The following is a 22,198-nucleotide window of genomic DNA, read 5'->3' as shown; positions in this document are numbered from 1 at the left end:
AAAGTCCACTGGTCATGGATCGACCCGTCGGTTCGCCAGCCTTCTCCAAACCGGGGCTGCTGATCGCGCTCGCGGCCGTGTGTCTGGTCGGGCCGACGATGTTTGACGTCGGGCGCGACAGCTGGTCGAGCGAGCAGGGCGCGCATGGCCCGATCGTCCTGCTGACTGGCATCTGGCTGCTGGTGCGCGAACTGCGCGCGTCCAAACCGCGTCCCAGGCCCGGCAACGCGCTGATTACGTTCGGCCTGCTGTTGCCGATCCTGATCGTCTTCACGCTGGCCCGCATCTCCGGCATCATCGAGATCGAGGGCTTCATGATGTACGCGGCGTTGATCGTCGCGGCTTATGGTATCTGGGGCGGCGCGGTGTTGCGCACAATATGGTTCCCGCTCGTCTACATGCTGTTCGTATTCCCGCCGCCCGACACGCTGTTCGCGATGCTGACGCAGCCATTGAAGATCCTGATCTCGCAGACGGCGGTGACGATGCTGCACGGCCTGGGCTATCCGATCGCGGGATCCGGCGTGATGATCCAGATCGGCCAGTATCAGATGCTGGTGGCGGCGGCCTGTGCTGGCCTGAACTCGCTGCTCAGCCTGACGGCGCTCGGCATGTTCTACAGCTATATCCGGCACAGTTCGAACTTCGCCTATATGCTCGTGCTGATCTGCTTCATCCTGCCGATCGCGATCGTCGCCAATCTGGTGCGCGTGCTGCTGTTGCTGCTCATCACCTATCATTTCGGTGAAGCGGCGGGGCAGGGCTTCTTCCATGAACTTGCCGGCCTCAGCATGTTCGCCTCGGCGCTGCTGTCGATCTTCGTACTCGATTGGCTGGGCACGCCGCTGCGTCGCAAGCTGGCGGCCAAGGGGCGCGTACAATGAGCGAAACCTCCACCAAGCCATCGGGCACGACATCGGGCGGATCGCGTCCGCCGCTGGTCGGGTCGCGGCGCGAGTTGCTGATCGGCGGCGGTTTCCTCGCGGCGGCGGCAACGGCGTTCGCGCTGACACCACGCGATCCGCTCAACATGCTCGGCAAGAACAAGATCGACGCGTTGGTGCCCAACCGGTTTGCCGGCTGGAACTTCGTCGCGGCGAGCGGCCTGGTGCTGCCGCCCGAGGATCAGCTCGAAAAGCAACTCTACAGTCAGTTGCTGACGCGCACCTACATCAACGCGCGCGGCGTGCAGATGATGCTGCTGATCGCCTATAACGGCGCGCAGGACGGGGTGGTGCAGATCCACCGGCCGGAGGTCTGCTATCCGGCGGGCGGGTTCAAGCTGACGACGATCGAAGAACATACCCTGCCGCTGGCATCGGGTCTCGACGTGCCGTCGCGTTTCATCATCGCCGAAACGGGCCTGCGCCGCGAACAGATCGTCTATTGGACGCGCCTGGGCCAGGCCTTTCCGCGCCGCTGGTCGGAACAGCGCTGGGCGGTGTTCACGCAGAATCTCCAGGGCAAGATCCCGGACGGGCTGCTGGTGCGTATTTCCAGCGTTTCGCCGGACGTCAGCGTCGCCGAACTCGACGGATTTGCCCGCGATCTTTACGCTTCGGTGGGAACCACCATGCGACACGTGCTCGTCGGGCTTCGCTGAGAATTTTCATCGACAGGTCATACGCCGGCAAAGCCGCCGGCGTCACAGGGTTAGGAGAACAAGGGTGAACAGGAAAACTAAGTTTATCGCCGGAACCGCCGCCGTCTTGGTGCTGCTGTCCGGTTGCCAGAAGAAGGTCGGCGGCCAGGTCGTCGCGGTCGTCAATGGCGAAGAGATCACGCAGCAGCAGCTCAACGCCGAACTGAACGGCGCGACGCTGCAGGCCGGCGCGGACAAGAAGGCGGTGATGGCGCAGCTGTTGCAGCGCGTCGTGGATCGCACCCTGCTCGTCCAGGCGGCCAAGGCCGACGGCCTCGATCAGTCGCCCGCCTATCTCGAACAGGCGCGCCGCCAGCAGGATTCGTTGATCGTCAACATGCTCGCCGGCAAGCTGTCGAAGAACGTGCCGGTGCCGGACAGCGCCGCGGTGTCGGCATTCATCGCCAGCAACCCGACGATGTTCGCCGGGCGCAAGCGCTACGTGCTCGACCAAATCGTGTTCCCGCAGCCGAGCGACATGACGCTGGTGCGCGAGCTTCAGCCGGCGCACTCGCTCGAGGCGATCGCCGCGATCCTGACCGCCAAGGGCATCCAGTTCCAGCGCGGCAACGGCCAGGTCGATTCGGGCATGCTGCCGCCGGAAGTGGCATCGAAAATCGCGGCCTTGCCGGCGGGCGAGCCGTTCCTCATTCCGGACAACGGCCGTCTCGTCGCCAGCGTGATCAAGTCCGCCGAAGCGATCACCACGCCGGAGGATCAGGCCAAGCCCGCCGCGCTCAACGTGCTGCGTCAGCAGGCGCTGGCCGATGCGATGCGCAAGCAGGTCACCAAGGCCCGTGCCGCCGCGAAGATCGAATATCAGGCCGGCTTCGCACCCCCGGCGGGTGCCGCTGCCGGTGCCGCTCCGGCCACGGGCGCTCCGGCTGGTGTCGCACCCGCTGGCGCACCGGATGCGGCTCCCAAGATCTGACGACCCGATCTACGGAATACCGGCGCCCGGCGATGCGACAGCATCGCCGGGCGTTTTCGTGTCTGGATTAGATCAGAGGGGCAGGGTGCCGCCCGCTTTCGACGCCGAAATCGTATCCGCCGGCTGCGGCTTGTCCGGCACGGCGGTCGGATCGATCGAGGCGCGCAGCCGCTGTGCGCGCAGGCTGGTCGGCGCGGCGCGGGTGAGGTCGCGCAGGGCATCGTTGGCGGCATCGCGCCGGCCGCTCGCGATCAAGGTCTTGGCCAATCGCGCGGTGAGGCGTGCATCGCCCGGCATCGCTCGCACGCCTTCACGCAGCGCGGTGGCGGCGAGATCGGTGTCGCCATGCGCGATCAGCGCATCGACCAGCGCCAGCCGCGCCGTGGCATTCTGCCCGTCGTCGGACACCACCTGTCGCGCATCGGTGATCGCGGCGGTCAGCTGGCCGCTCTTGCCATACAATCTCGCCCGGGCGAGCAGTGCGCGCGGCTGGTCCGAATCGAAATCGAGGATCTCGTTCAGCCGGCCGATCGCGTCGCCACGGCGGCCCTGCAGACCCATCGCATAGGCCAGTGCCGCCTTGGCGTCGGAATTCTCCGCCGTCGGTGGGGCATCCGCGTCCCGGCCGATGATCGCGATGGCGATTTCGGGGTGTCCGATCTCGTTGGCGAATTGCGCGTAGGTCGATTTCATTTCGAGCGACATCGCCGCCGCCTGCGCCGCGATCTGGTTCTGCGGCACGGCGTCGGGCCCCTCGGCCAGCCACAGTTCCAGGATGTTCGCGGCCAGCGCGATATCGCCCGGCCGGTCGAGCATCACTTGGCGGACGATCTGGTTCGCCTCGGCCTGCTGCCCGCTCTGATACAGAATCTCGGCATATTCGAGCTGGATGTTGGGATCTTTCGGGTTCGCGGCCGCGATGCGCTTCACCGTGTAGCTGTAGCGCGTCCGGTCGAGCGCCTGGGTGTACAGATCCTTCAGGAACGTCAGTCGGGGGGTATTGTCGCCGGTCGGCGTCAGCGATCCCTCGATCAGCGCGGCGGCGTCGTTGAAATTGCCCCGCGCCGCCAGGACGCGTGCCTTCAGGATCTGCGCGCCCAGATCCTCCGGGTTCTTCGCCAGCACCTGTTCGGCAAAGCGCAGCGAAGCGTCCTTGTCGCCGCGTTGCAACGCGGCACCGCCCTTCATCACCAGCGGAAGATTGTCGTTCGGCGTCAGCAGCAGCAGCTGGTCGGCATATTTGTCGACCTTGTCGGGCTGTCGCACGGACAGGCCCAACTGGCAGATCAGTCGCATCGCCTCGACATTGGTGCGATCGAGCTGGATGACGTTCTCATAGGCCGTGAACGCGCCGCCATAATCGCTTGCGGCCAGGCTGATCCGGCCGAGCAGCAGCCAATAGTCGCTGACATCGTCGCGCGCCGCCACCGCCTCGTGCGCGGCGCGCAGCGCGTCGGGGATGCGGCCCTGTTGCAGCGCCATGTCCGCCTCGGCGGCGGCTTTGGCGGCGGTTGTGTCCGCCGACGAACAGCTCGTCAGCGTCAGGGCCATGGCAAAGACGGGAATGAGAATGCGTTTGTACTTCATGATGCTGTACGTACTCGAAGCGATGTAAATATTAGCTTTGCGAGTTTCCGGGCATCAGGCAATGCGAATTCGCGCCTGCCCTTCACAGTCCCCGTCCTTCATAGACGGCGTGGCGACATAAATGCGCATCTCCCCGCATTTACTCTCTTTTCGCCTAGCACAGCGCCCGTGTGTTGGGTTAAGACCCCGGCGACAATAAATAGGGGGCTACAAATGCGCTTATCCGCTAAGCTGGCGGCGTGCGGCATCGTTTTCGGGTTGATCGCGAACGGGGGCATGGCTTCGGCCCAGTCCAGCTCGATCACCGTGACGGCCCCAGCCACGCCGATCAAGGCCTATCGCATCAATCCCGGCGACGAGATCGAAGTCTATGTCTGGGGTGAGGAACGCCTGCAGCGCACCGTGAAGGTGTTGCCGGACGGGACGTTCGCGTTCCCGCTGGTCGGGCAGGTCGATGCCATGAACAAGCTTCCGCAAGAGGTCGAGGCGGCGGTCGCGGTCGGCCTGAAATCGCAATATCGCGATACCGTGCCAAAAGTGACCGTATCGGTGCGTCAGCCGACCGGCCTGCAGTTCAGCGTTGCCGGCAAGGTGAGGACGCCCGGTGCATTCACCCCCGGTCGCTACATCAACGTACTTGAAGCGCTGACGATGGCGGGCGGCCCGGCCGATTTCGCGAACCTGTCCGAGGTCACGATCCTGCGCAAGGTCGGCAGCCGGTTGACCGCGATCAAGGTGCGCTTGACCGACGTACTTAAGGGCAATCCCAGCGCTCGTGACCTGTCCGGCATTCCGCAGCTTGAAAGCGGCGATACGGTGATCGTGCCATGATGCCGCGCGGACGCACGCGGCTTTATGCGGTGCTTGCGGCCTCGCTGTCGGCGCTGCCCGGTATCGCCTATGCGCAAAGCGACATCCGCGTCAGCGCGGATGGTGCCGCCAATATCGGCTATTCGAACAACCCGTTCTCAGAAACGGGCAGTGATACCAGCAGCGGCGTGGCCGATATCTCGATCACGCCGGTCATCGCGCTGGTCAACGAGCGCAGCGTGTTCACGCTGTCCGGATACGCCCAGTATCAGCAATATTTCCGGCGCTACGACAATGCGCAGAATTATTCGACCGCGCTGAATTACAACGGCACGCCGAGCGAGCACGTCACCACGCATCTCGGGGCCAGCTTCGATAATTCCATCGTCGGTTCCAACAATGGACTGAACGGCGCGTTCGACCCGACCAATACGGCCCCTCCGCCGGTCACCGGCAGCGATCTGTCGCTGTTCGGCACGCGCGATCGCCGTCGGACGTTCCGCACCGATGGCGATGCCACGTTCATCATCTCGCCGCGCGATACGCTGACCACCAGCGCCTATTTCGTCAGCACGCGTTTCAAGAATTTCGGCCTGTTCGGCGATTATGACGGTTATGGCGGCACGGCCGCCTATTCGCGCCAGATTTCCGAACATCTGCAACTCGGTGCCCAGGGTTCGGTCGCGAAATACGATTATGTCGGCCCGCAGGGCGATTCCACGATCTATTCGGTGCGCGGCTCGTTCTCGACCGATTTCGGCCCGCGCTGGAAGGCGGATGGGGCGCTCGGCGTATCGTTCGTCAAGGATGCCAGCCGCGGCGGGACGAGCAGCACCTTGTCCGGCAACCTGAACCTGTGCCGGATCGCCGAACGTGCGAACCTGTGCGTCAAGGCCAGCCGTTCCGTGGTGCCGACCGGCGTTTCCGGAACGCAGAACGAAACCGCGATCGGTATCAATTATTCCTACAAACTATCCGAACGCGGCACCATTTTCGCCAACGCCGATTATGTGCGAAACGGCAACAATCAGCTTTTAGTGCCCGGCCTGACCGGTCGGAACGAATATGTTAACGCTTCGATCGGATATGATCGGGCCATTCGTGAACGGGTGCGCATCATCACGACCGGCCGGTATCGCGACGTCTACGGCGCGAACGGCAACCGCGCGGCAGATTATGGTGGCCAGATCGGCGTCGCCATCAAATTCGGGGACAAGAAATGACGGAAGGCTCCGGCTACACCGCCGGACAGGAAGAACAATCTTCCAGCATCCTCGGTAGCTTGCCACTGATCCTGTGGCAGCGGAAATGGTTCGTCATCGTGCCGGCGGTGATCATCGCCTTGGTCGCGACGGCGGCGGCGTTCCTGCTCCCGCGCTCCTATCAGTCCAGCGCTCTGTTGCTCGTCGAATCGCAGAACCTGCCCGGCGGCACCACCAGCGGGCCGGCTGATGACGTGATCGATCGGCGCATCGCCAAGATCCGTCAGCAGATCCTCGCGCGCCCCGATCTGGTCGAGCTGATCCAGAACAACAATCTCTACAACGCGTCGAGCCGGTCGGAGCCGTTGTCCGAACTGGTCGACAGAATGCGCAACGCGACCGAAATCAGCGCCGTCGATGCAAGCATCACGCGCGGTGCGGCAGGGGCCGGCGGATCCGGATCGATCGCCTTCTCGCTGAAGTTCGATTATCCGCGCGCACCCGAAGCCCAGATCGTCGCGCAGACCTTCGTGGATCGGCTGCTCAAGCTCGACCAGTCCGAATCGCAATCCCAGGCGCAGACCAACGTCCGCTTCCTTGAAGATCAGCAGAACAGCCTGCAGGCCCAGGTCGATGCGATCGAGGGCCAGGTCAATCGCGTGACCGGCCAGAACGGCGCCGCTCTGTCGAGCGGCGGCGGCATGGGCATGATCACGATCGGTGGCGGCGATTTCGACAGCCAGATCGCCGCGCTGCGCCGCGAGAATCTTCAGCTCCAGCAGCAGAGCGGGACGGCCGGTGTCGGTCGCGATGCCGGTGTCGTGGCGGCCGAGGCACAGCTCGCCGCGGCCAAGGCGCAATATTCGGACGATCATCCCGACGTGAAGCTGGCGGAAACCCGGCTCGCCGCCGCGAAAACCGCCGCATCGCAGTTCCAGACCAACAACGTCGCCAGTTCGGTGCAGAAGCAGATCGCGCAGAACAACCAGGCGATCGCCGAGCTGACCAGCGCGCGCGGACAGGCCCAGGGCCGTGCCGCGACGATGGCCGCCGCCCAGGCGCGCGGCCCAGTGGTCGCGCAGCAAGTGTCGCAGCTTCAGGCGCGTGCCGATGCGATCCGTACCGATCTGGGCAAGGTGACGTCGAACTTGCTCAACGCACGCTCGATGGCGAAGCTGACCGAGGAACAGCGCGGCGAACGTCTGACGCTGATCGATCCGCCGGTGACGCCGGATAAGCCGACCAAGCCCAATCGTCCGGTTTTCGTGATCGGCGGCATCGTCGGCGGTCTGGCCGTCGGCATCGCGCTCGCCTTCCTGATTGAACTGGTCCAGCGGCCGATCCGCAACGTCGCGACGCTGACGAACATCACCGGTGTGCCGCCGCTGGCGGTGGTTCCGGTCCTGTCCAAGAAGCGCACCCGCGCCGGCCGTCGCTGGAGCTGGCGTCGCAAGAAGAAGCCCGAGCCGACCGCTCCGCTAACCGATGAAGGCGAATACGCGTGAGTCTTTCAAACGAATGGGATTCGGGCATCAGCGAGACGCCGCTGTCGCCCTCGTCGATCCTGCGCCGCAGCGCCACGATCGAATCGCTGGAGCGCTTCGATTCGCCGGCGCGCGGCGTGTTCGGCTTCAACAGCCGCGATCGGCGTTCGCGTCCGTTCAACCTGCTCCGCGCGCAGGTGCTGAAGCTGATGCGCGCCAATGATTTCAAGATCATCGGCGTTACCTCTGCCACGCCGCGCGTCGGCAAGTCGTTCATGGCGAGCAACCTCGCCGCGTCCCTGTCGCGCATTCCGGGCACGCGCACGTTGCTATTCGATCTCGATCTGCGGCGCGGTTCGATCGCCAAGACGTTCGATATTCCCGAAGGTCCGGGAATCAATTCCTTCCTGTCGGGCGAGATCGATTCGCTCGATGCCGCCGCCTATGACATTCACGGCACCGGCCTGACGATCTTCCCGTCCTTCCCGACGGGGGATTCGTCGGCCGAGTTGCTGTCCGGTACGCGCCTGAAGACGCTGGTCAAGGCGATGCGTGGCCTGTCCGACAATGTGATCTGCATATGCGATCTGCCGCCGGCTTTCGCCAACGACGATACCGCGATCGTCCTGCGCGAGATCGACGGCTACATCTTCGTCGTCGAGGAGGGCAAGACCACTGCGCATCAAGTACGCGACGCGATCGAGCTGCTCAAGCCGGCACCATGTTTGGGGACGATCCTCAACATGTATCGCGGCGGGATCGGCGGCGACGATTACGGCTTCGGCTACGGCACGCAGCGTTATTACGATGCATATTATTCCTGACGTAACCAATCGGGCGTAGGGCGAGCCTTGGCTGACCCGGTCGACCGGGCTGGTCCGGGCCGTTTGCCCGATGGGTTTGTGCGCAGGAACATGCCGGCATGAAGATAGCGTATCTCGTCAATCGCTATCCAGCGGTCAGCCACAGCTTCATCCGTCGCGAGATTCTCGCGCTGGAGGCGTCGGGCGTCGGCGTGACGCGCTTTTCGATCCGGCCTTTCGACGGCAACCTGCCCGATCCGGCGGATCGCCTGGAAGCGGAACGAACCCGGGTCGTGGTCAGCCAGGGCATCGGCACGCTGATCCTCGCGACGCTGAAGCTGCTGTTCGGAAGCCCGGCGGCGTTTTTCCGCGCGCTGGGCATCGCCCTGAAAGCCTTCCTCGATGAGCCACGGCGCGGCTGGCGGCAGATCTTCTATCTGGTCGAGGCGTGCTGGATCGCGCGCCAGCTTGGCGGGATCGATCATTTGCACGCCCATTTCGGCACCAATCCGGCGGCGGTCGCGCGACTGGTGTCGTGCCTCACCGGCATTCCCTACAGCTTCACCGTCCACGGCCCGGATGAATTCGATGCGCCCGGCGCGCTCGATCTGCGCGGCAAGATCGCCGATGCACGTTATGTGATGGCGATCAGTTCCTATGGCCGCAGCCAGTTGATGCGCTGGAGCGATCCCGCTCACTGGCACAAGATCAAAATCGTACCGTGCGGCGTGGACCAAGTGTTCACGCAGAAGATCGCGCCGCGCGCCGATTACGGCAAGACGCTCTGCTGCGTCGCGCGGCTGAGCGCGCAGAAAGGCATCCCGCTCCTGATCGATGCCGTGGCCGAACTGGCGCAGCGTCGCGATGATTTCCGCCTGGTGCTGGTCGGCGATGGCGAGATGCGTGGCGAGTTGCAGGCGATGATCGCGACACGGGGTCTGGGCGAGATCGTGTCGATCACCGGCTTCGTCGGAGCGGCCGAGGTGCGCGACATTCTGCTCTCGTCGCGCGCGATGGTGCTGCCGAGCTTCGCCGAAGGGCTGCCGGTGGTGATCATGGAAGCGCTCGCGCTGGAAACGCCGGTGCTCGTCACGGCCATCGCCGGCGTGCCGGAACTGGTCGATGAAGAGTGCGGCTGGGTGGTCCCGGCGGGGTCGGTCTCCGCGCTGGTGGAGGCGATGCCCGCCGCGCTCGATTGCGACGCGGAAACGCTGGCGGGGAAGGGCCGGGTCGGCCGCGAACGCGTTCTGGCGCGTCACGATTCGGTGAAGATCGGCGCGTCGCTCGCTTCATTGTTTCAGGACGAGGCATGATCGGCGTGCTGGAAATCCTCGCGCTTATCGTTCTGCTGCCCGTTCTGGTCGTGGATGCGGTGTTCCTGTGCGAGATCGCGTTCGGCCTCGCCGCAACGCCGACCAGCGCCGCGCCTGGGTTGCCGTCCTCGGTCGCGCTGCTGATCCCTGCGCATAATGAGGAAGCGAGCCTGCCCGCGATGCTTGCCGGACTGGCCGATCTGAAAGCCGCCGGTGCGCGCGTGCTGCTGGTGGCCGACAATTGCACCGATCGCACCGCTGCGGTCGCGCGCGAGGCCGGTTTCGAAGTCGTGGAGCGCAACGATCCGACCCGGCGCGGCAAGGGGTACGCGCTCGCCTTCGGTCGAGATCACCTCGCGCTCGATCCGCCCGAGATCGTGGTGGTGCTCGACGCCGATTGCGCGATCGACCGCCCCGCGCTGGCCCGCATTTCCACACGCGCACTTTCCACCGCCCGCGTGGTACAGGCGGGCTACGTCTTTCGCCCCGCATTGCAGGCATCGGCGGCCGTCCAAATCTCCAATTTCGCCTTTGCAACCAAGAACATAGTGCGTCAGCGCGGCATCGCGCGGCTCGGTGGTCCGGCGATCCTCACCGGCTCCGGCATGGCCTTCCCTTGCGCCACCTTCGCCAACTTAGACCTCGCCACCGGCAACGTCGTCGAGGATCTGGTGATGGGCATCGAACTGATCGAACGCGGCCTGCCGCCGGTGTTCGAGGGGCGCGCGACGGTGTGGTCCGACAGCAGCGGCGATTCCGGCACCGAAACGCAGCGCGCCCGCTGGGAGGGCGGCTTCCTCGCCACCGCGCGCAGCGTCGCGCCGCGCTTGCTCGGCTCGGGGCTGGCGGAGCGACGCTGGGCGAAGATCTGGATGGGCGCGCACCTGCTCGTCCCGCCGCTCACGCTGTTGCTGCTGGCGAATGTCGTCGTGACGCTGTTGGCGGTGGTCCTTGCCCTGGCGACCGCGATCACCTTGCCCGCGATCATCGGCGGTGGCTTGCTCGCCTGCCTGCTCGCGGCCGTCGCGGCGGCATGGGCGGTCGAGGGGCGGCGTCATATCAGCGGCGCGACTTTGCTGCGCCTGCCATTCTACATCATATGGAAACTCGCGCTATACGCCCGCATCCTCGCCGGCAAGCGCACAGTCGCCTGGGTCCGAACCGAACGGATTGACCGGCCCTGATCTGCAATCTCTGAGGATCAGGCCGTCCCGATGCGCCCCTTCAATACCCGCCGCGCAAGGGTTGCCAGATCGCGCAGCACCGGAATCCGGTCGATCAGTGGCTGGCTATCCGAAATATCAGACCGCGACGATCGCTGATAGCCGAGCTTGGGCGACGCGACATAGGTTACGACGTCCGGATGCAAGCGGCGAAACACGGAATAGGCGCCATCGACATGCATTGGCCCGTAATCGGGGGATCCGGCCGGGCGTGTCAGGATCCCTTCGAGGAACGCGATAACGCGTGGCAGGGCTAGGCTGTTGAAAGCGACAAACGCCGTGGTTTCGACCGCGATCTCGGGTGAGAGCGGTATGCCCGCCACCGGCATCGCGCCATGCAGGCGATACGCGCCGTAAAAGATGTCCCAATCGGCACCGAACAGACGATCGATCTGCTCGCGCGCACTCATCGCAAAATCATCGGTGAAGTTGAAATCATCCTCGATGATCAGCAGCGTGCCGACGCCATCGGCCACCGCTGCGCGCAGGATATCGAGATGGCTCATGAAGCATCCGCGCGCGCCCAGGCTGGGAAAGTCGGCCGGATCGGTCGGCTTCACCGCATCGAAAAAAGCGATCTGCGGATCGCCCAGAGCGCCGATCCGCGCCAGCTCCTTCGTCACCTCCCGCCGGCGATCCTTGCGCTCGGGCAGGTTGATGATCCGGATCTGATCGAATTTCGCCAATAGATCGTTCATGAAAATGCCCCCAGCATTCGGATCGTAAATATCGCCGCAATTCGTGACAAGCGGACCGCCGCGCGTTCAGCCACGCCTGGATCGCACCATCCAGGCGGGCGTGCGGCCTGGCGTTTCGTCCCACGGCGTCGCATCCGGCGTGATATCTGCGCGGCTCGCCACCAGCCCATAGCCGATCAGATCGCGCGCCTCGCGACGGCTCGGAATATGGTTGCCGCCCCGGCCGAGCACGCGCCGCAGCATGTAAAAGCCATGCCCCGCCAACCACGCGGCACTCGCTGACCACGCAGCTCCCTTGCCTGCGATCAGCGCGAGACACCGCCTGCGAGAGGCGAACCAGTATCGCGGCAAAGGCGGCCCGACCGCGAAATCCTTGCGGTTATAGGCCAGACCCGTCGATGCGCCGCCGATATGATGGACCTGGCTCGCCGGTTCGTGGCGAATCGTCCAGCCAGCGCGTTTCAGCCGGTGCATCAATTCCACCTCCTCGAAATAGAGGAAGAAGGCGGTGTCGAACAGGCCGGTTTGCTTAAGCGCACCGGCGCGGAACATCATACTCGCGCCCGTTACCCAATCGACCTCGCTTGCTTCGCCGTCATCGACCAGTATCGACGTGATGCCGAGCAACCGCCCGATCCCGCCAGTCCTCGCGCCACGCAGCAATTCGCGCCCGATCGAGGGGAAACGGAAGGCGGAGCCGGACGGGCTGCCGTCGTCGTTGAGCAACAGGCTGCCGACCGCCGCACAGCGCGGGAAGCGATCCAGCGTATCGACCAGCGCGGAAACCGCACCGGGCGTCACCTCGGTATCGGGGTTGAGCAGGTAGATATAATCGGGCGGCGTCTCGGACTGCAGCAGATGAAGCATCGCCTGGTTGTTCGCCCAGCCGAAGCCCCCGTTGACCGCCAGCGGCAGCAACGCCACCCAGTCGCCAAGCCCGTCTTTGGCGATACCCTCGGCGAGCGTTTCGACCGATCCGTCGTCGGAAAAGCCGTCGGCGATCACCAGCCGCAGATCGGGAAATTCCGCACGCGCGCCGGCCAGCGCCTTCGCCGATGCCAGTGCCAGCGCGGCGGTGCGGAAATTGACCATGACGGCGGCGACGTTGCGCTTCTGCGGGGTGTTCAAGATGGCTGGCCCTTGCGCAATGTGATGGTCGCCGGAACGCCGGTCGCCAGCGCACCGGTGGGCACGTCGATCAGCACCACCGCATTCGCGCCGACGATCGCCCCGTCACCGAGCGTGACCTTGCCGAGGACCACCGCGCCCGCACCGAGCTGCACGCCGCGACCCAGCACCGGCGCGTCATGCAGCGCGTCGAGCCGACGGATGCCCAGCGTGCAATTCTGGCGGATGATGCAATGGTCGCCGATCACCGTGTCACCGTGGACGACGATGCCGCCCTGATGCTCGACGATCACGCCGCGCCCGAGGCTGACCGAATAGGGCAATTCGATGCCGTAGACGTTGCGGCAGCGGCGATAGAGCGCGCGGTAAATTGCACTGAGCGGCGCGCGCAGCAGCTTCGGCCGGACGGTCATGCGCCACACGCCGAAGCGGTGCACCGCCACCGCGCGGAAGCCCGGCTTGGTCCAGTCGCACCCGTGCGCCTGCCAATCCTCGCGGATCTGCGCCCATAACGATGGGATTGCGCTCATCGTTCGGCCGCCTGTTTGTATTCGATCAGGCCGGACCGCTGCCCGCTAGCGAGGCTTCGGCGGAAGCGCAGTAGCCCGAGCAGTTCGGGAAATTTGCCCAGCATCAGGAACATACCGCTGGCGATCGCCACGCGCGGGGGCAGGGTGCGCGCCTTGGCCAAAGCGATCTGCGCCATCTTGGCCGGCCAGATCAGCAGCAGTGCGGCCGCTGGCAGCGCGAAAATCTTAGAGATGAAAACCGCTGCCAGCAGTGCCGCGACGAACAGCGCCGGCATGACGCCCGCCCAGATCACGATGCTGCGGCAACTGCGGCGATAATCCGGTGAGCGCAGATCGGGATGGCGGCTCGCAAGTTCGGCAAAGGCGTGGCCGGCGCGCTTGCAGCGCATCCACCATTGCCCGAATTCGAGAATGGCAGCGTCATGCAGCGTCATTTCGTGATCGATCCGGGTCAACCGCCAACCGGTGCCGCGCAGCCGCACCGCCATGTCGGGATCTTCGCCCGCGATCATATCTGGGTCGTAGCCCTGGATCGCCTGCAATGGCGCGACCCGGCACAGCACATCGCCACCACACGCCGTCGCCGGGCCGATCGGCACATTCCATTCGTCGTCGCACATGGCGTTGTAGACCGACCGATCCGGATAACGCTCGCGCCGCCGCCCGAAGACCAGAGCTAGGCCGGGATCGTCCTCCAGCGCCGCCACACCGGCGTTCAGCCAGCCGGTCTGCACTTCGCAATCGCCATCGATCATCTGGACGAATTCCAGCGCAGGGTTCTGCGCCACCAGATGCGCTAGCCCCGCATTTCGCGCGCGGGCAGCGGACAGGCGAGGCGGGGCGACCAGTTCGATCGCGTCGATGCCGCGCGCGCGGGTCATCGCGACGCTGTCGTCTGACGAGGCGGAATCGACATAGACGCGCGCGACGTCATCGGGCAGCGATTCCAGGCAGCGCACTAGGCGCGCGCCTTCGTTGCGACCGATCACGACGATGCCCAGCTTGCCCCGGTCGGATCCACCCTGTTCGTGCTGCGCCAATTCGTATCACTTTCGCTGGACGTCACTCATAGGTGTGACACATAGGCGGTTGTCAATTGGTTGCGCTGCGGCATTTTAATGGTGCGGGGATCGGCGTTCGGCGGGGCGGGCGAGTTTATGGGCATACCATCGACGGGAAAGACGGCCTTTCTCGATATGGCATTCGACCGATACGATTTCGAAGAGATGGTCGCTTGGCTGCAGCAGCGTCGGGCCGCGGACGGCTTCGCCTATGTCGTAACGCCCAATGTCGATCATATGGTGCAGATCGCCGCCGATCCAGCCCGCTTGCGCCCGATCTACGACGCGGCGACGATCCGACTCTGCGACAGCCGCATTCTCGCGCGGCTGGCCAGAATGCGGGGGATTACGCTCTCTGTGGTGCCGGGCAGCGACCTGATCGTGGCCTTGTTCGATCGTGTTCTCATAGCGGGCGATCGTTATTGCCTTGTCGGGGGCAGCCGGGAACTCGCCGAGAGTTTGCGACTTAAATTTCCGACGCTCGATCTCGTGCATCATCAGCCGCCGATGGGATTGCGGAACGATGCACAGGCCCGGGCCGCCGCCGTCCGCGCCGCGGCGGAGGCCGGTGCGCGGTTCACCTTGCTGGCGGTCGGCGCGCCGCAGCAGGAGATTCTGGCTTACGAAATGGCGCGAGATGGCGGGGTTTTCGGCACTGCCCTGTGCATCGGCGCTGCAATCGACTTCATCGTCGGCGCGCAAGTCCGCGCACCGCGCGCCGTCCAGCGCGCGGGCATGGAATGGGCCTGGCGGCTCGCCGGCAACCCCAAACGCCTCGCCCGGCGCTATTTGTGGGACGGGCCGAAGATTTTTCTGCTCGCGTTTCGCTGGTCGAAACCAAATGCCTGATACAAAGCACTGATAATGCCAGAACAGGTCGCCTAAATGAAATCCGAATCAACGCTGCCAGGAGTCCGTGGTCGTTTGCGATCGTCGCTCGCAGCGGCGATCGGTTTCGCGCGCCGAGGATCGATCCTGGTGTTCGCCAACAATATCCTGATGGCGGCTGTGCGCTTGGTGAGTTCGGTCATCCTGACCCGGCTGCTGGACGTGAAATCCTTTGGTATCATGGGATTTATTTCGACCATCAACATTATTTTCGTTCAGATGACCGATCTCGGCTTCTTTCCCTATGTGGTCCGGCAGCCGGTGCATGATGAAGAGATGCTCGATGAGGTTTGGACGATCAGGCTGCTCAGATCCATCGTCATCACCGTTGCGATCGTTGCCCTTTCTCCGCTGCTGGCCGCCTATGTTCAACAACCCGATCTGGTGCCCGCGATCATCATCTCCTCGCTGGTGATATTGATTGAAGGATTTTCATCAATGAGCTTCGCGACCGCGGCGAAGCGGGGAGAGATCGCGCGAATATCACTGCTCGATCTCATCCCGCATATCACGCAGGTTGTGTTGGCAATCCTGCTCGCACTGTATTTTCGCTCTTATTGGGCATTGGTATGGGCCATGGTTCTCAGCGGTTTGACCAAATCGCTCATCAGCTACACCATGTTCGAGAAATCGCGTCGTAACTGGCGGATCAGCGCCGCTCGGGTGAAGGACGTATGGCGCTATGGCCGCTACGTCGCTGGCGCGACGCTGCTTTTTCTCGCCGTGACGCAGGTCGATAAGGTCGCCTTCTCTCGGTACATGGGCCTCGAGGTTTTCGCGACGTACATCCTGGCATATAACATTGCCAACGTGATGCAGTTGTTCACTGGATCATATGGAGAGCGGATCATCTATCCGGAATTCTGTCGTGCTTATAACGAAGATCCGGGGTTGCTTGGCTTCGTATATTATCGCTGCGGGCGCTCTATCCGGCTGGGTTACATGTTTCTGGCCGGCGGTTTCGTCGCCTGTGCGCCATTCATCATCCACATCCTGTACGACAAGCGTTATCACGGCGCAGAAACGTTTCTCGCTTTGCTCGCGATGACGTCGGTTTTCCGCTTGTCGATTATAGTCGCCAGCCAAGCCATTTTGAGCACGCACGACGCCAGCCGCTTGCTGTATCTCAACATTGTTCGGGCAGTGACCTTTGCTATTGCGCTGCCGATCGGCTTCGTATTTTTCGGCGCGATCGGCATGGTCTACGGTCTGGTCGCTGTCGAATTCGTAGCACAATTCTATTGTTGGGTGGCCTTGGCTCATTTGAAAATCCTGAATATGGCCAAGGAGGGATTGTTTCTCATGTTCGCCATCGCGGGATATGGATTGGGCTTCGTTGTCAACGCCCTCGGCATGAGGTTGTTGGGCTAGTGCAAACTAGAGAAGTGCAGGTGGGTGGCGGCAGCGACCGCCACGTGTGGCTGGATAATGCTCGCGGGATCGGGATCATTTTAGTCGTATACGCGCATCAGATGCGTGCTCAGGCGCTGATCGGAAACATTCCAGGATCTTGGGGAGGATCGCCCCAAGACGTGCTGATATATTCGTTTCACATGCCATTATTCTTTTTTATATCTGGAATCGTCTCTTATCGCTCTCTGCAATCGAAGGCATCCTCAGAATATTTCATAGATAAGCTCAAAACTATAGCATACCCCTATATTTTATGGTCGCTTATTTCATGGTGCCTTTCGGCGTTGGCTGTTCGATATGTCAACAGGCCTATGGATTTTCGAAGCCTAATATTCATTGGTTATCAACCAATTTTACAATATTGGTTTTTGTATATATTATTCTTATGCCAAGTCTTGAGCTTGATGCTAAAAAAGATATTTATGATGAATATCTCATTGGCGTGCATATTTTTGGTAATACCGATCGCTTCCTTGAATCCGACAATCAAAGAATTTTTGATGTCGTTTCCGTTTTTTGTCGTCGGATTGGTGATGTCTGGTCTTTTGCTGGCGACGACTGATGGCGGGCTGGCCCGCTGGACAATCCCGGTAGCGTTATTCGCATTGATGATGTTCACAGGCCTGACCTACGTTAGATTGGCAGGCACGGTCTTTCCGCAATGGGCCGCGCTGGCACAGGCTTGGGCGGGGATCGCAGTCGTCGTGATGGTTTCGCAATGTATTGGACAGCGATGCTCTCGGTTGTCCGCCCTTGGACGGGCCTCCATGGCGATTTTCGTGATGCATACGATCGTCGCGGCGGCAATCAGAACGTCCTTGGCCGCCGTGGACCTGCATCATCCCGCAGTGATGTTGGTGACATGCGTAGCCGGCGGTCTGATCATTCCGCTGATCGTTTTTCGTGCCGCGGCGCGCTATGGACTGGAGGCTTGGTTCGGACTGGGAAAGCCCGGTCGGTCGCAAGCCGCCGCTGGTCGCGCTACTGCTTCAGCTGTGCCATGAAATCGCCCACCGCGCGTGCTTTCGGTGCTTCGGACAGGGGCTGCCCCGTATATTCGCGGTGACCAAATTGACCGCCCGGCCCCGGTGTCGACACCGCATCGAACAGCACGAGCAGCCCGCCGACCTGTTTCTGCCAGCGCTTGAGATAGGTCGTGTACATGTCGTAAATGCGGGGATCGCGATTGGCGGCGAGCATGTCCTCTCCTATCTCCTTTTGATATCCCACAAATGACGGCCCGGCTTCATAGGCGACCATTTGCAGACTGAACTTGCGCGCAACCTTCTTCGCTTCGAGGGCATTGCCGATCGCCTGGTTGACGATCTCCGGCGACCGCGCGAACAGTGCATTGACCCGCGTGGCGCCGGTTCCCGCCAACGTATAGGGATCGGTGGTGAAATACGGCGCGATGGCCAGTGCATCGACCGACTTCCAAGTGTCCTTGTGCGCCAAGGCGCGATCCGCGCGTTCGGCCCATACCGCTTGATTAGCCAATATTCGCACCAATCGCGATTGCTGGCCTGCAAACACCTTGGTCCATATGCCCATCACTTCGCGGACGCGATCAGCATAATAGAAATCGTTCGCCATCGTCGGATCGACATCCGGATAGAGTTCCCGCCCGCGCTGCGTAGCCGTCTTGCTTTGTTGAAGTGCGTCGTTCCAGACCTCGTTGGAATATTCGACATAGACCTTCAATTTAGGATCAAGGTGTTCGCGAACGTAGGTCGCGAACTTTTCATAATAGCCGGGATCGGTGTCCAGAGGCATCGTGAACCAGGGATCGGACCCGGTGATATTGGCCAGGGCAACCATGTACTCGAGGGCAACGCCACCCTTGCCACCCTGAGTGAAGGAGGCCGGCGTGGTGCGATCGGCCCAGATCCGTTTCGGCGCATTGTTGGTGCGCATCCAATCCATGAAGCGTAACACCTTGTAAGGTCGCTTTTCGGCGAGGAACGTAGGGTTGAACGGCGTGGAACTATCATCGCCTTGCCGGATGCAGGAGAACGAATTAAGCGCCGCATTATTTCGCGTTGCGGTCAGAAAGAAGGTTATGCCTGCAGCGGGGGCAGGCTGCCCGACCACGATCGAAAAGCGTTTGCCGGTTCCTTTAATGACCAAACCCTGAAACGGCCTGACGTCCCAACCATCGGCGATATTGCATGCGTACGTTCCGCCCTGCAGGCGAACCGTTGCTCCCTGCAGTGCGACGGGTAGTATCGTGTCTTTTGGAATGTGGATGGGGTGTCCGCTCTGGTCGAACTGGAATAGTCCATCCGCCTCCTTCCATCCTCCCTTGGGATCGGAGAAATAGACCGTTGCGGCAGTTTGCACGATGTCGTTGAACGCCCATTCGCCCGTGAAGTAATCGAGCCCGCCTACATTCATCCCCACAACCGTCGGATGCACCACGTCTGCGGCTTCCACGGGTAGCCCGGCGGCTGACGATATCGACGCGATCATTGCAGATTTGCCGTTCCGGTGAACGATTGCCGTGCCGACCCCGGCCAGCACCGCTGCGGGTAAAAGCAGGAGAGCCGCTGCCCGCATCATCGTCTCGTGTCCATCGCTGGGGCGCCGCTTTCGTCTTGCATTTATGGAGGGGGGCATACATCATGTCCCGGGGATAGGCCAGCGTGCTGGTGCCCGTCCGGTCCTGCGATCGCCTTCGGCGCATTCGCGAAGAAAAGCGTTCTGCCCGTGATTCTAAGCATAAAAAGCCTGGCCTATCTGGATGGGCTCCTACTGCTCGGCCTCTTGTTCTTTCGTTGGGCACTGGCCGGTCGGATGAAGGGGTTGATTGATGCGCGCGTTTTCGCGCTGACCTTGCTGGTCCCGGCGATGTTGATGTTCATACCGTATGTCGAACTCGCTTATTTCGGCTTGGTGGTCACGGTGATGCTGGCGCGAAACCGGCCTGAACTTTGCGCAGGCTATCTGCTGATGCTGCCGCTGGTGCCGGAACTGAGCGTGGAGTACAGCATTTCCGGCCTGTACATCATGCGATTGTCCGCGACTTCGGCGTTAGCGATCGGGGCGTTGCTTGGTCTGTTATGGACCCGGCGTACCGCCAAATTGCATTCCGGAAAATACGATCTCGCCGTGGCGGCGTTGGTGCTTCTGTTCACCATCATTAGTGCCCGCGGATCGGAAGCGAATTCCTATCTGCGCGCCTTTGCCGATAATTTCCTGACGATCGGCGTGCCCTATATCGTCGTATCCCGGTGCATCGGCAGCGAGGACGACGCGCGCGTGGCCCTGTCGCGCTTCTATCTCGCCGGCGTTCTGGCGGCACTGGTTGCCATTTTCGAGGCGAGCCGCCACTGGGCACTCTACGAGGCGATACCAAGTCATCTGGGCGTCAAGATGCTGGACATTGCAGTGCTGAACGTTCGCGCCGGCTTTATGCGTTCGGGCGGTCCCTTTCTCAACCCGACCGCCTTCGCCTTTTTCCTAGCGATCCTTCCTCCCGGCTTATGGGCCATCCGGTCCTATTTCCAGACCATTGGATATTGGGCGGTCAATGCGGTTCTGCTTTTGGGCTTGCTCGCCACCCAATCGCGCGGCGCGTGGATTGCCTGCGCCGCAGGGTATTGCGCGCTGTGGGCGTATCGCGGGATGCGGCTCCAGGTCGCCGGCGCCCTTGCCGCCTTTGCCGTGCTTTATGCGGTGGCAGGGGTGATATTGCCCGAAAGCGGGCGATTGGCTGAGAGCCTGGGGCGGACCGGCGCTGCGGCGGACACGGCTGAATATCGTCGTCTGCTACTGGAAGGCGGACTGGATCAGGTTCGCTTGCATCCCTGGTTCGGCCAATCGCCAACCGAATTGCGTGATGCAATGGCTCAGCTGGTGCAGGGGCAGGGAATCGTCGATTTCGTCAACGGGCATCTGTACGTGGCATTGGGCAGCGGTCTGATAGGTTTCGCGATCTGGATCATGATCTGGGGAACGCCGTTGATGGCGACATGGCGGCGGGGCGCGCCGGTAGGGCGATCCGCGGTAACCAAGGTGCAATTGGTGCCAGAGACGATGCTCGTAGTTGGCATGGTCGGTCTGTGCTTCACGTCCACCGGCGTGCGCGCACTTGTATGGCCGACGATAGCATTGGGGCTTACCGGTCCGTTACTGGCCTTGGCGCGGCGCGCGAAGCCCGCTCCGAGACCGACGCGTGTCGTCAGAAGTGAAGATTTTTCCAGCGATGCAGGCAGGATTCCTGCCGCAGGATGACGTCGGTTCCTGCTCTCGCCGCCGATCCATTGCCGCAAATAAAGTCCAATACTGGCTTGCGGGGCGTCGCCGCCTTGATTGTCGTCGCCTATCATTTGCAATTTGCGGGGTATCGGCTGCCATTCAAGGTGGCTAGCGATCTTTTCGACCGTGGTTATCTGATGGTGGACCTTTTCTTCATATTGAGCGGTTTTATTCTTACATATGTGCATCGAGCAAAAAACTCTGTCGACTACGTCGATTATCAAAATTTCATGATAACTAGATTTATCAGAATATATCCGCTACATATATTCTGTCTGTCGTATCTTTTAATTGTGGCCGGCGGGGCGGACTTGATACTGTTTGCCACGGGCTATAAGACCGTGTTTTTAGATTGGTCTATATTCAGCCTGAAGTTATTATTAGCGCAAATAACTTTGATAAATGGGTGGTTTTTTACGCGAAGTGGTTGGAATACGCCTACTTGGTCGATCAGTGTTGAGATCCTGTCGTATGCTATATTTCCATTCTTGGCATTCTTCCTTACGAAAAGACGTATTGCCACGACGGTAATTTTGTTATTTTCGGCGTTATTTTACGTTATAATTTCGTTTTATTTTGAAAATTTGGATTTCATTGGTCGGATTGCTGTTCTGCGATGCTTCGCAGGGTTTGGTCTGGGTATGATCATCTGCCATAAAAGAATGCTGATCGATAATATATCGGGAAAAATATTATCGATTTTTCAACTCTTGATTTTGTGCGGAATTTTCTTGGCGATGAAAAAAAATATAAACGACGGAATGATAATTCCGCTTTTATGTGGATTGGTATTGTTTACCAGCTGCGACAGGGGTTTGCTGAGCGATATCATATCAGGAAAGATTTTTCAGTTTCTAGGTAAGATTTCTTATTCCATATATTTGAATCACGTATGCTTGTTATTGATCGTTCAGCCGATTTGGAGCCGGATGATCGTCGCGATAAATCGGAGTTTCTATTTTGACAGTCTCTGGTTGTATCCGATATTCTTCGGCCTCGTGATCGCTATATCGACCGTCACATATCGTTACGTCGAACTGCCTCTGGGGCGATATCTAAACGGCTTGCAACGGTCACGAAGGCTGCGTCAGCTTCCCTTGGTTCAGGACGCCACGTAAAGTCCTTTGCTATCGTTAACCAAAGAGCGCCAAGGATCCAGCGTTCAAAAAATCGATCGTGCGAGCAACCGCAAGGCGCTTGCCGGCAAGCTCGGGCGCCGCCTGGCGCA

The 22,198-nt window shown here is 61.5% G+C and carries 20 protein-coding genes; 14 read left to right on the top strand and 6 right to left on the bottom strand.

From position 1 onward, the window contains the following. The first annotated feature begins 14 nt into the window (after positions 1–14). From xrtV to U1738_RS05325, 3 genes are all read left to right on the top strand, one after another. Positions 15–884 (top strand): exosortase V, encoded by an 870-nt coding sequence (gene xrtV, locus U1738_RS05335; RefSeq protein ID WP_332787969.1) that lies wholly within the window; start codon positions 15–17, stop codon positions 882–884. Then, complete coding sequence (epsI, locus tag U1738_RS05330) at positions 881–1,603, top strand: exosortase-associated protein EpsI, V-type (RefSeq protein ID WP_332787968.1); 723 nt, start codon at positions 881–883, stop codon at positions 1,601–1,603. Before xrtV ends, epsI begins: the two co-directional genes overlap by 4 nt. A 64-nt stretch (positions 1,604–1,667) precedes the next feature. After that, entirely contained in the window at positions 1,668–2,573 is a 906-nt protein-coding gene (locus tag U1738_RS05325) for a peptidyl-prolyl cis-trans isomerase (RefSeq protein WP_332787967.1), read from the top strand. A 72-nt stretch (positions 2,574–2,645) separates the two neighbouring features. Here the strand turns inward: U1738_RS05325 and U1738_RS05320 are convergent, their stop codons facing one another. Continuing rightward, positions 2,646–4,160 carry a tetratricopeptide repeat protein gene (locus tag U1738_RS05320; protein ID WP_332787966.1) on the bottom strand — a complete coding sequence of 505 codons (1,515 nt, stop codon included), beginning with the start codon at positions 4,158–4,160 and terminating at the stop codon, positions 2,646–2,648. A 213-nt stretch (positions 4,161–4,373) separates the two neighbouring features. Between U1738_RS05320 and U1738_RS05315 the strand changes: the two genes are divergently transcribed. The 6 genes from U1738_RS05315 to U1738_RS05290 all read left to right on the top strand — a co-directional run bounded on the left by U1738_RS05315 (position 4,374) and on the right by U1738_RS05290 (position 10,956). Beyond that, positions 4,374–4,991 (top strand): polysaccharide biosynthesis/export family protein, encoded by a 618-nt coding sequence (locus U1738_RS05315; RefSeq protein WP_332787965.1) that lies wholly within the window; start codon positions 4,374–4,376, stop codon positions 4,989–4,991. Then, entirely contained in the window at positions 4,988–6,193 is a 1,206-nt protein-coding gene (locus U1738_RS05310; RefSeq protein ID WP_332787964.1) for a hypothetical protein, read from the top strand. Before U1738_RS05315 ends, U1738_RS05310 begins: the two co-directional genes overlap by 4 nt. Continuing rightward, the gene (locus tag U1738_RS05305) at positions 6,190–7,677 is read left to right on the top strand and encodes a GumC family protein (RefSeq protein WP_332787963.1); all 1,488 of its coding nucleotides are present in this window, start codon (positions 6,190–6,192) and stop codon (positions 7,675–7,677) included. The genes U1738_RS05310 and U1738_RS05305 overlap by 4 nt, the downstream gene beginning before the upstream one ends. Beyond that, the gene (locus tag U1738_RS05300) at positions 7,674–8,480 is read left to right on the top strand and encodes a CpsD/CapB family tyrosine-protein kinase (protein WP_332787962.1); all 807 of its coding nucleotides are present in this window, start codon (positions 7,674–7,676) and stop codon (positions 8,478–8,480) included. Before U1738_RS05305 ends, U1738_RS05300 begins: the two co-directional genes overlap by 4 nt. Before the next feature lie 98 nt (positions 8,481–8,578). Further along, entirely contained in the window at positions 8,579–9,772 is a 1,194-nt protein-coding gene (locus U1738_RS05295; protein WP_332787961.1) for a glycosyltransferase, read from the top strand. Beyond that, complete coding sequence (locus U1738_RS05290; RefSeq protein WP_332787960.1) at positions 9,769–10,956, top strand: glycosyltransferase family 2 protein; 1,188 nt, start codon at positions 9,769–9,771, stop codon at positions 10,954–10,956. Before U1738_RS05295 ends, U1738_RS05290 begins: the two co-directional genes overlap by 4 nt. A 17-nt stretch (positions 10,957–10,973) precedes the next feature. Here U1738_RS05290 and U1738_RS05285 read toward each other — a convergent pair whose 3' ends face one another. The 4 genes from U1738_RS05285 to U1738_RS05270 form a co-directional block, all read right to left on the bottom strand. Continuing rightward, positions 10,974–11,693: a glycosyltransferase family 25 protein gene (locus tag U1738_RS05285; protein WP_332787959.1), complete on the bottom strand. Its 720-nt coding sequence runs from the start codon at positions 11,691–11,693 to the stop codon at positions 10,974–10,976. 66 nt (positions 11,694–11,759) lie between these two features. Then, a complete protein-coding gene (locus tag U1738_RS05280) occupies positions 11,760–12,821 on the bottom strand; it encodes a glycosyltransferase (RefSeq protein ID WP_332787958.1) in 1,062 nt (353 codons plus the stop codon). After that, entirely contained in the window at positions 12,818–13,351 is a 534-nt protein-coding gene (locus tag U1738_RS05275; protein WP_332787957.1) for a serine O-acetyltransferase, read from the bottom strand. The genes U1738_RS05280 and U1738_RS05275 overlap by 4 nt, the downstream gene beginning before the upstream one ends. Beyond that, positions 13,348–14,391, bottom strand: coding sequence for a glycosyltransferase (locus U1738_RS05270; protein WP_332787956.1), 1,044 nt, complete (start codon positions 14,389–14,391; stop codon positions 13,348–13,350). The genes U1738_RS05275 and U1738_RS05270 overlap by 4 nt, the downstream gene beginning before the upstream one ends. A gap of 156 nt (positions 14,392–14,547) precedes the next feature. Here U1738_RS05270 and U1738_RS05265 point away from each other — a divergent pair, with 156 nt between their 5' ends. The 3 genes from U1738_RS05265 to U1738_RS05255 are packed head-to-tail and all read left to right on the top strand — an operon-like array spanning position 14,548 to position 17,717. After that, entirely contained in the window at positions 14,548–15,261 is a 714-nt protein-coding gene (locus tag U1738_RS05265; RefSeq protein ID WP_332787955.1) for a WecB/TagA/CpsF family glycosyltransferase, read from the top strand. 36 nt (positions 15,262–15,297) lie between these two features. Next, the gene (locus tag U1738_RS05260; RefSeq protein WP_332787954.1) at positions 15,298–16,671 is read left to right on the top strand and encodes an oligosaccharide flippase family protein; all 1,374 of its coding nucleotides are present in this window, start codon (positions 15,298–15,300) and stop codon (positions 16,669–16,671) included. Between the two features lie 20 nt (positions 16,672–16,691). Then, positions 16,692–17,717, top strand: a complete 1,026-nt coding sequence (locus U1738_RS05255) for an acyltransferase family protein (protein ID WP_332787953.1) — start codon at positions 16,692–16,694, stop codon at positions 17,715–17,717. On the opposite strand, the gene U1738_RS05250 is transcribed toward U1738_RS05255, so the two are convergent. Next, entirely contained in the window at positions 17,695–19,272 is a 1,578-nt protein-coding gene (locus U1738_RS05250) for a hypothetical protein (RefSeq protein ID WP_332787952.1), read from the bottom strand. The genes U1738_RS05255 and U1738_RS05250 overlap by 23 nt on opposite strands. A 6-nt stretch (positions 19,273–19,278) precedes the next feature. Here U1738_RS05250 and U1738_RS05245 point away from each other — a divergent pair, with 6 nt between their 5' ends. Beyond that, on the top strand, positions 19,279–20,946 hold the full coding sequence (locus U1738_RS05245; protein ID WP_332787951.1) for an O-antigen ligase family protein: 1,668 nt from the start codon (positions 19,279–19,281) through the stop codon (positions 20,944–20,946). Further along, the gene (locus U1738_RS05240) at positions 20,943–22,088 is read left to right on the top strand and encodes an acyltransferase family protein (protein WP_332787950.1); all 1,146 of its coding nucleotides are present in this window, start codon (positions 20,943–20,945) and stop codon (positions 22,086–22,088) included. Before U1738_RS05245 ends, U1738_RS05240 begins: the two co-directional genes overlap by 4 nt. Positions 22,089–22,198 lie beyond the last annotated feature (110 nt).

It is taken from the genome of Parasphingomonas caseinilytica (assembly GCF_036663755.1).
Taxonomy (GTDB): domain Bacteria; phylum Pseudomonadota; class Alphaproteobacteria; order Sphingomonadales; family Sphingomonadaceae; genus Sphingomonas.
Note: the sequence above shows the minus strand (reverse complement) of the source record. Positions and strands in the feature narration are given on the sequence as shown.

What these genes read in the sequence shown, in the direction of transcription:
- epsI (WP_332787968.1), top strand. Translation starts at nt 881, where the DNA reads ATGAGCGAAACCTCCACCAAGCCATCGGGCACGACATCGGGCGGATCG.
- U1738_RS05260 (WP_332787954.1), top strand. Translation starts at nt 15,298, where the DNA reads ATGAAATCCGAATCAACGCTGCCAGGAGTCCGTGGTCGTTTGCGATCG.
- U1738_RS05265 (WP_332787955.1), top strand. Translation starts at nt 14,548, where the DNA reads ATGGCATTCGACCGATACGATTTCGAAGAGATGGTCGCTTGGCTGCAG.
- U1738_RS05295 (WP_332787961.1), top strand. Translation starts at nt 8,579, where the DNA reads ATGAAGATAGCGTATCTCGTCAATCGCTATCCAGCGGTCAGCCACAGC.
- U1738_RS05290 (WP_332787960.1), top strand. Translation starts at nt 9,769, where the DNA reads ATGATCGGCGTGCTGGAAATCCTCGCGCTTATCGTTCTGCTGCCCGTT.
- U1738_RS05320 (WP_332787966.1), bottom strand. Translation starts at nt 4,160, where the DNA reads ATGAAGTACAAACGCATTCTCATTCCCGTCTTTGCCATGGCCCTGACG.
- U1738_RS05285 (WP_332787959.1), bottom strand. Translation starts at nt 11,693, where the DNA reads ATGAACGATCTATTGGCGAAATTCGATCAGATCCGGATCATCAACCTG.
- U1738_RS05240 (WP_332787950.1), top strand. Translation starts at nt 20,943, where the DNA reads ATGACGTCGGTTCCTGCTCTCGCCGCCGATCCATTGCCGCAAATAAAG.
- U1738_RS05275 (WP_332787957.1), bottom strand. Translation starts at nt 13,351, where the DNA reads ATGAGCGCAATCCCATCGTTATGGGCGCAGATCCGCGAGGATTGGCAG.
- xrtV (WP_332787969.1), top strand. Translation starts at nt 15, where the DNA reads ATGGATCGACCCGTCGGTTCGCCAGCCTTCTCCAAACCGGGGCTGCTG.
- U1738_RS05310 (WP_332787964.1), top strand. Translation starts at nt 4,988, where the DNA reads ATGATGCCGCGCGGACGCACGCGGCTTTATGCGGTGCTTGCGGCCTCG.
- U1738_RS05305 (WP_332787963.1), top strand. Translation starts at nt 6,190, where the DNA reads ATGACGGAAGGCTCCGGCTACACCGCCGGACAGGAAGAACAATCTTCC.
- U1738_RS05315 (WP_332787965.1), top strand. Translation starts at nt 4,374, where the DNA reads ATGCGCTTATCCGCTAAGCTGGCGGCGTGCGGCATCGTTTTCGGGTTG.
- U1738_RS05250 (WP_332787952.1), bottom strand. Translation starts at nt 19,272, where the DNA reads ATGATGCGGGCAGCGGCTCTCCTGCTTTTACCCGCAGCGGTGCTGGCC.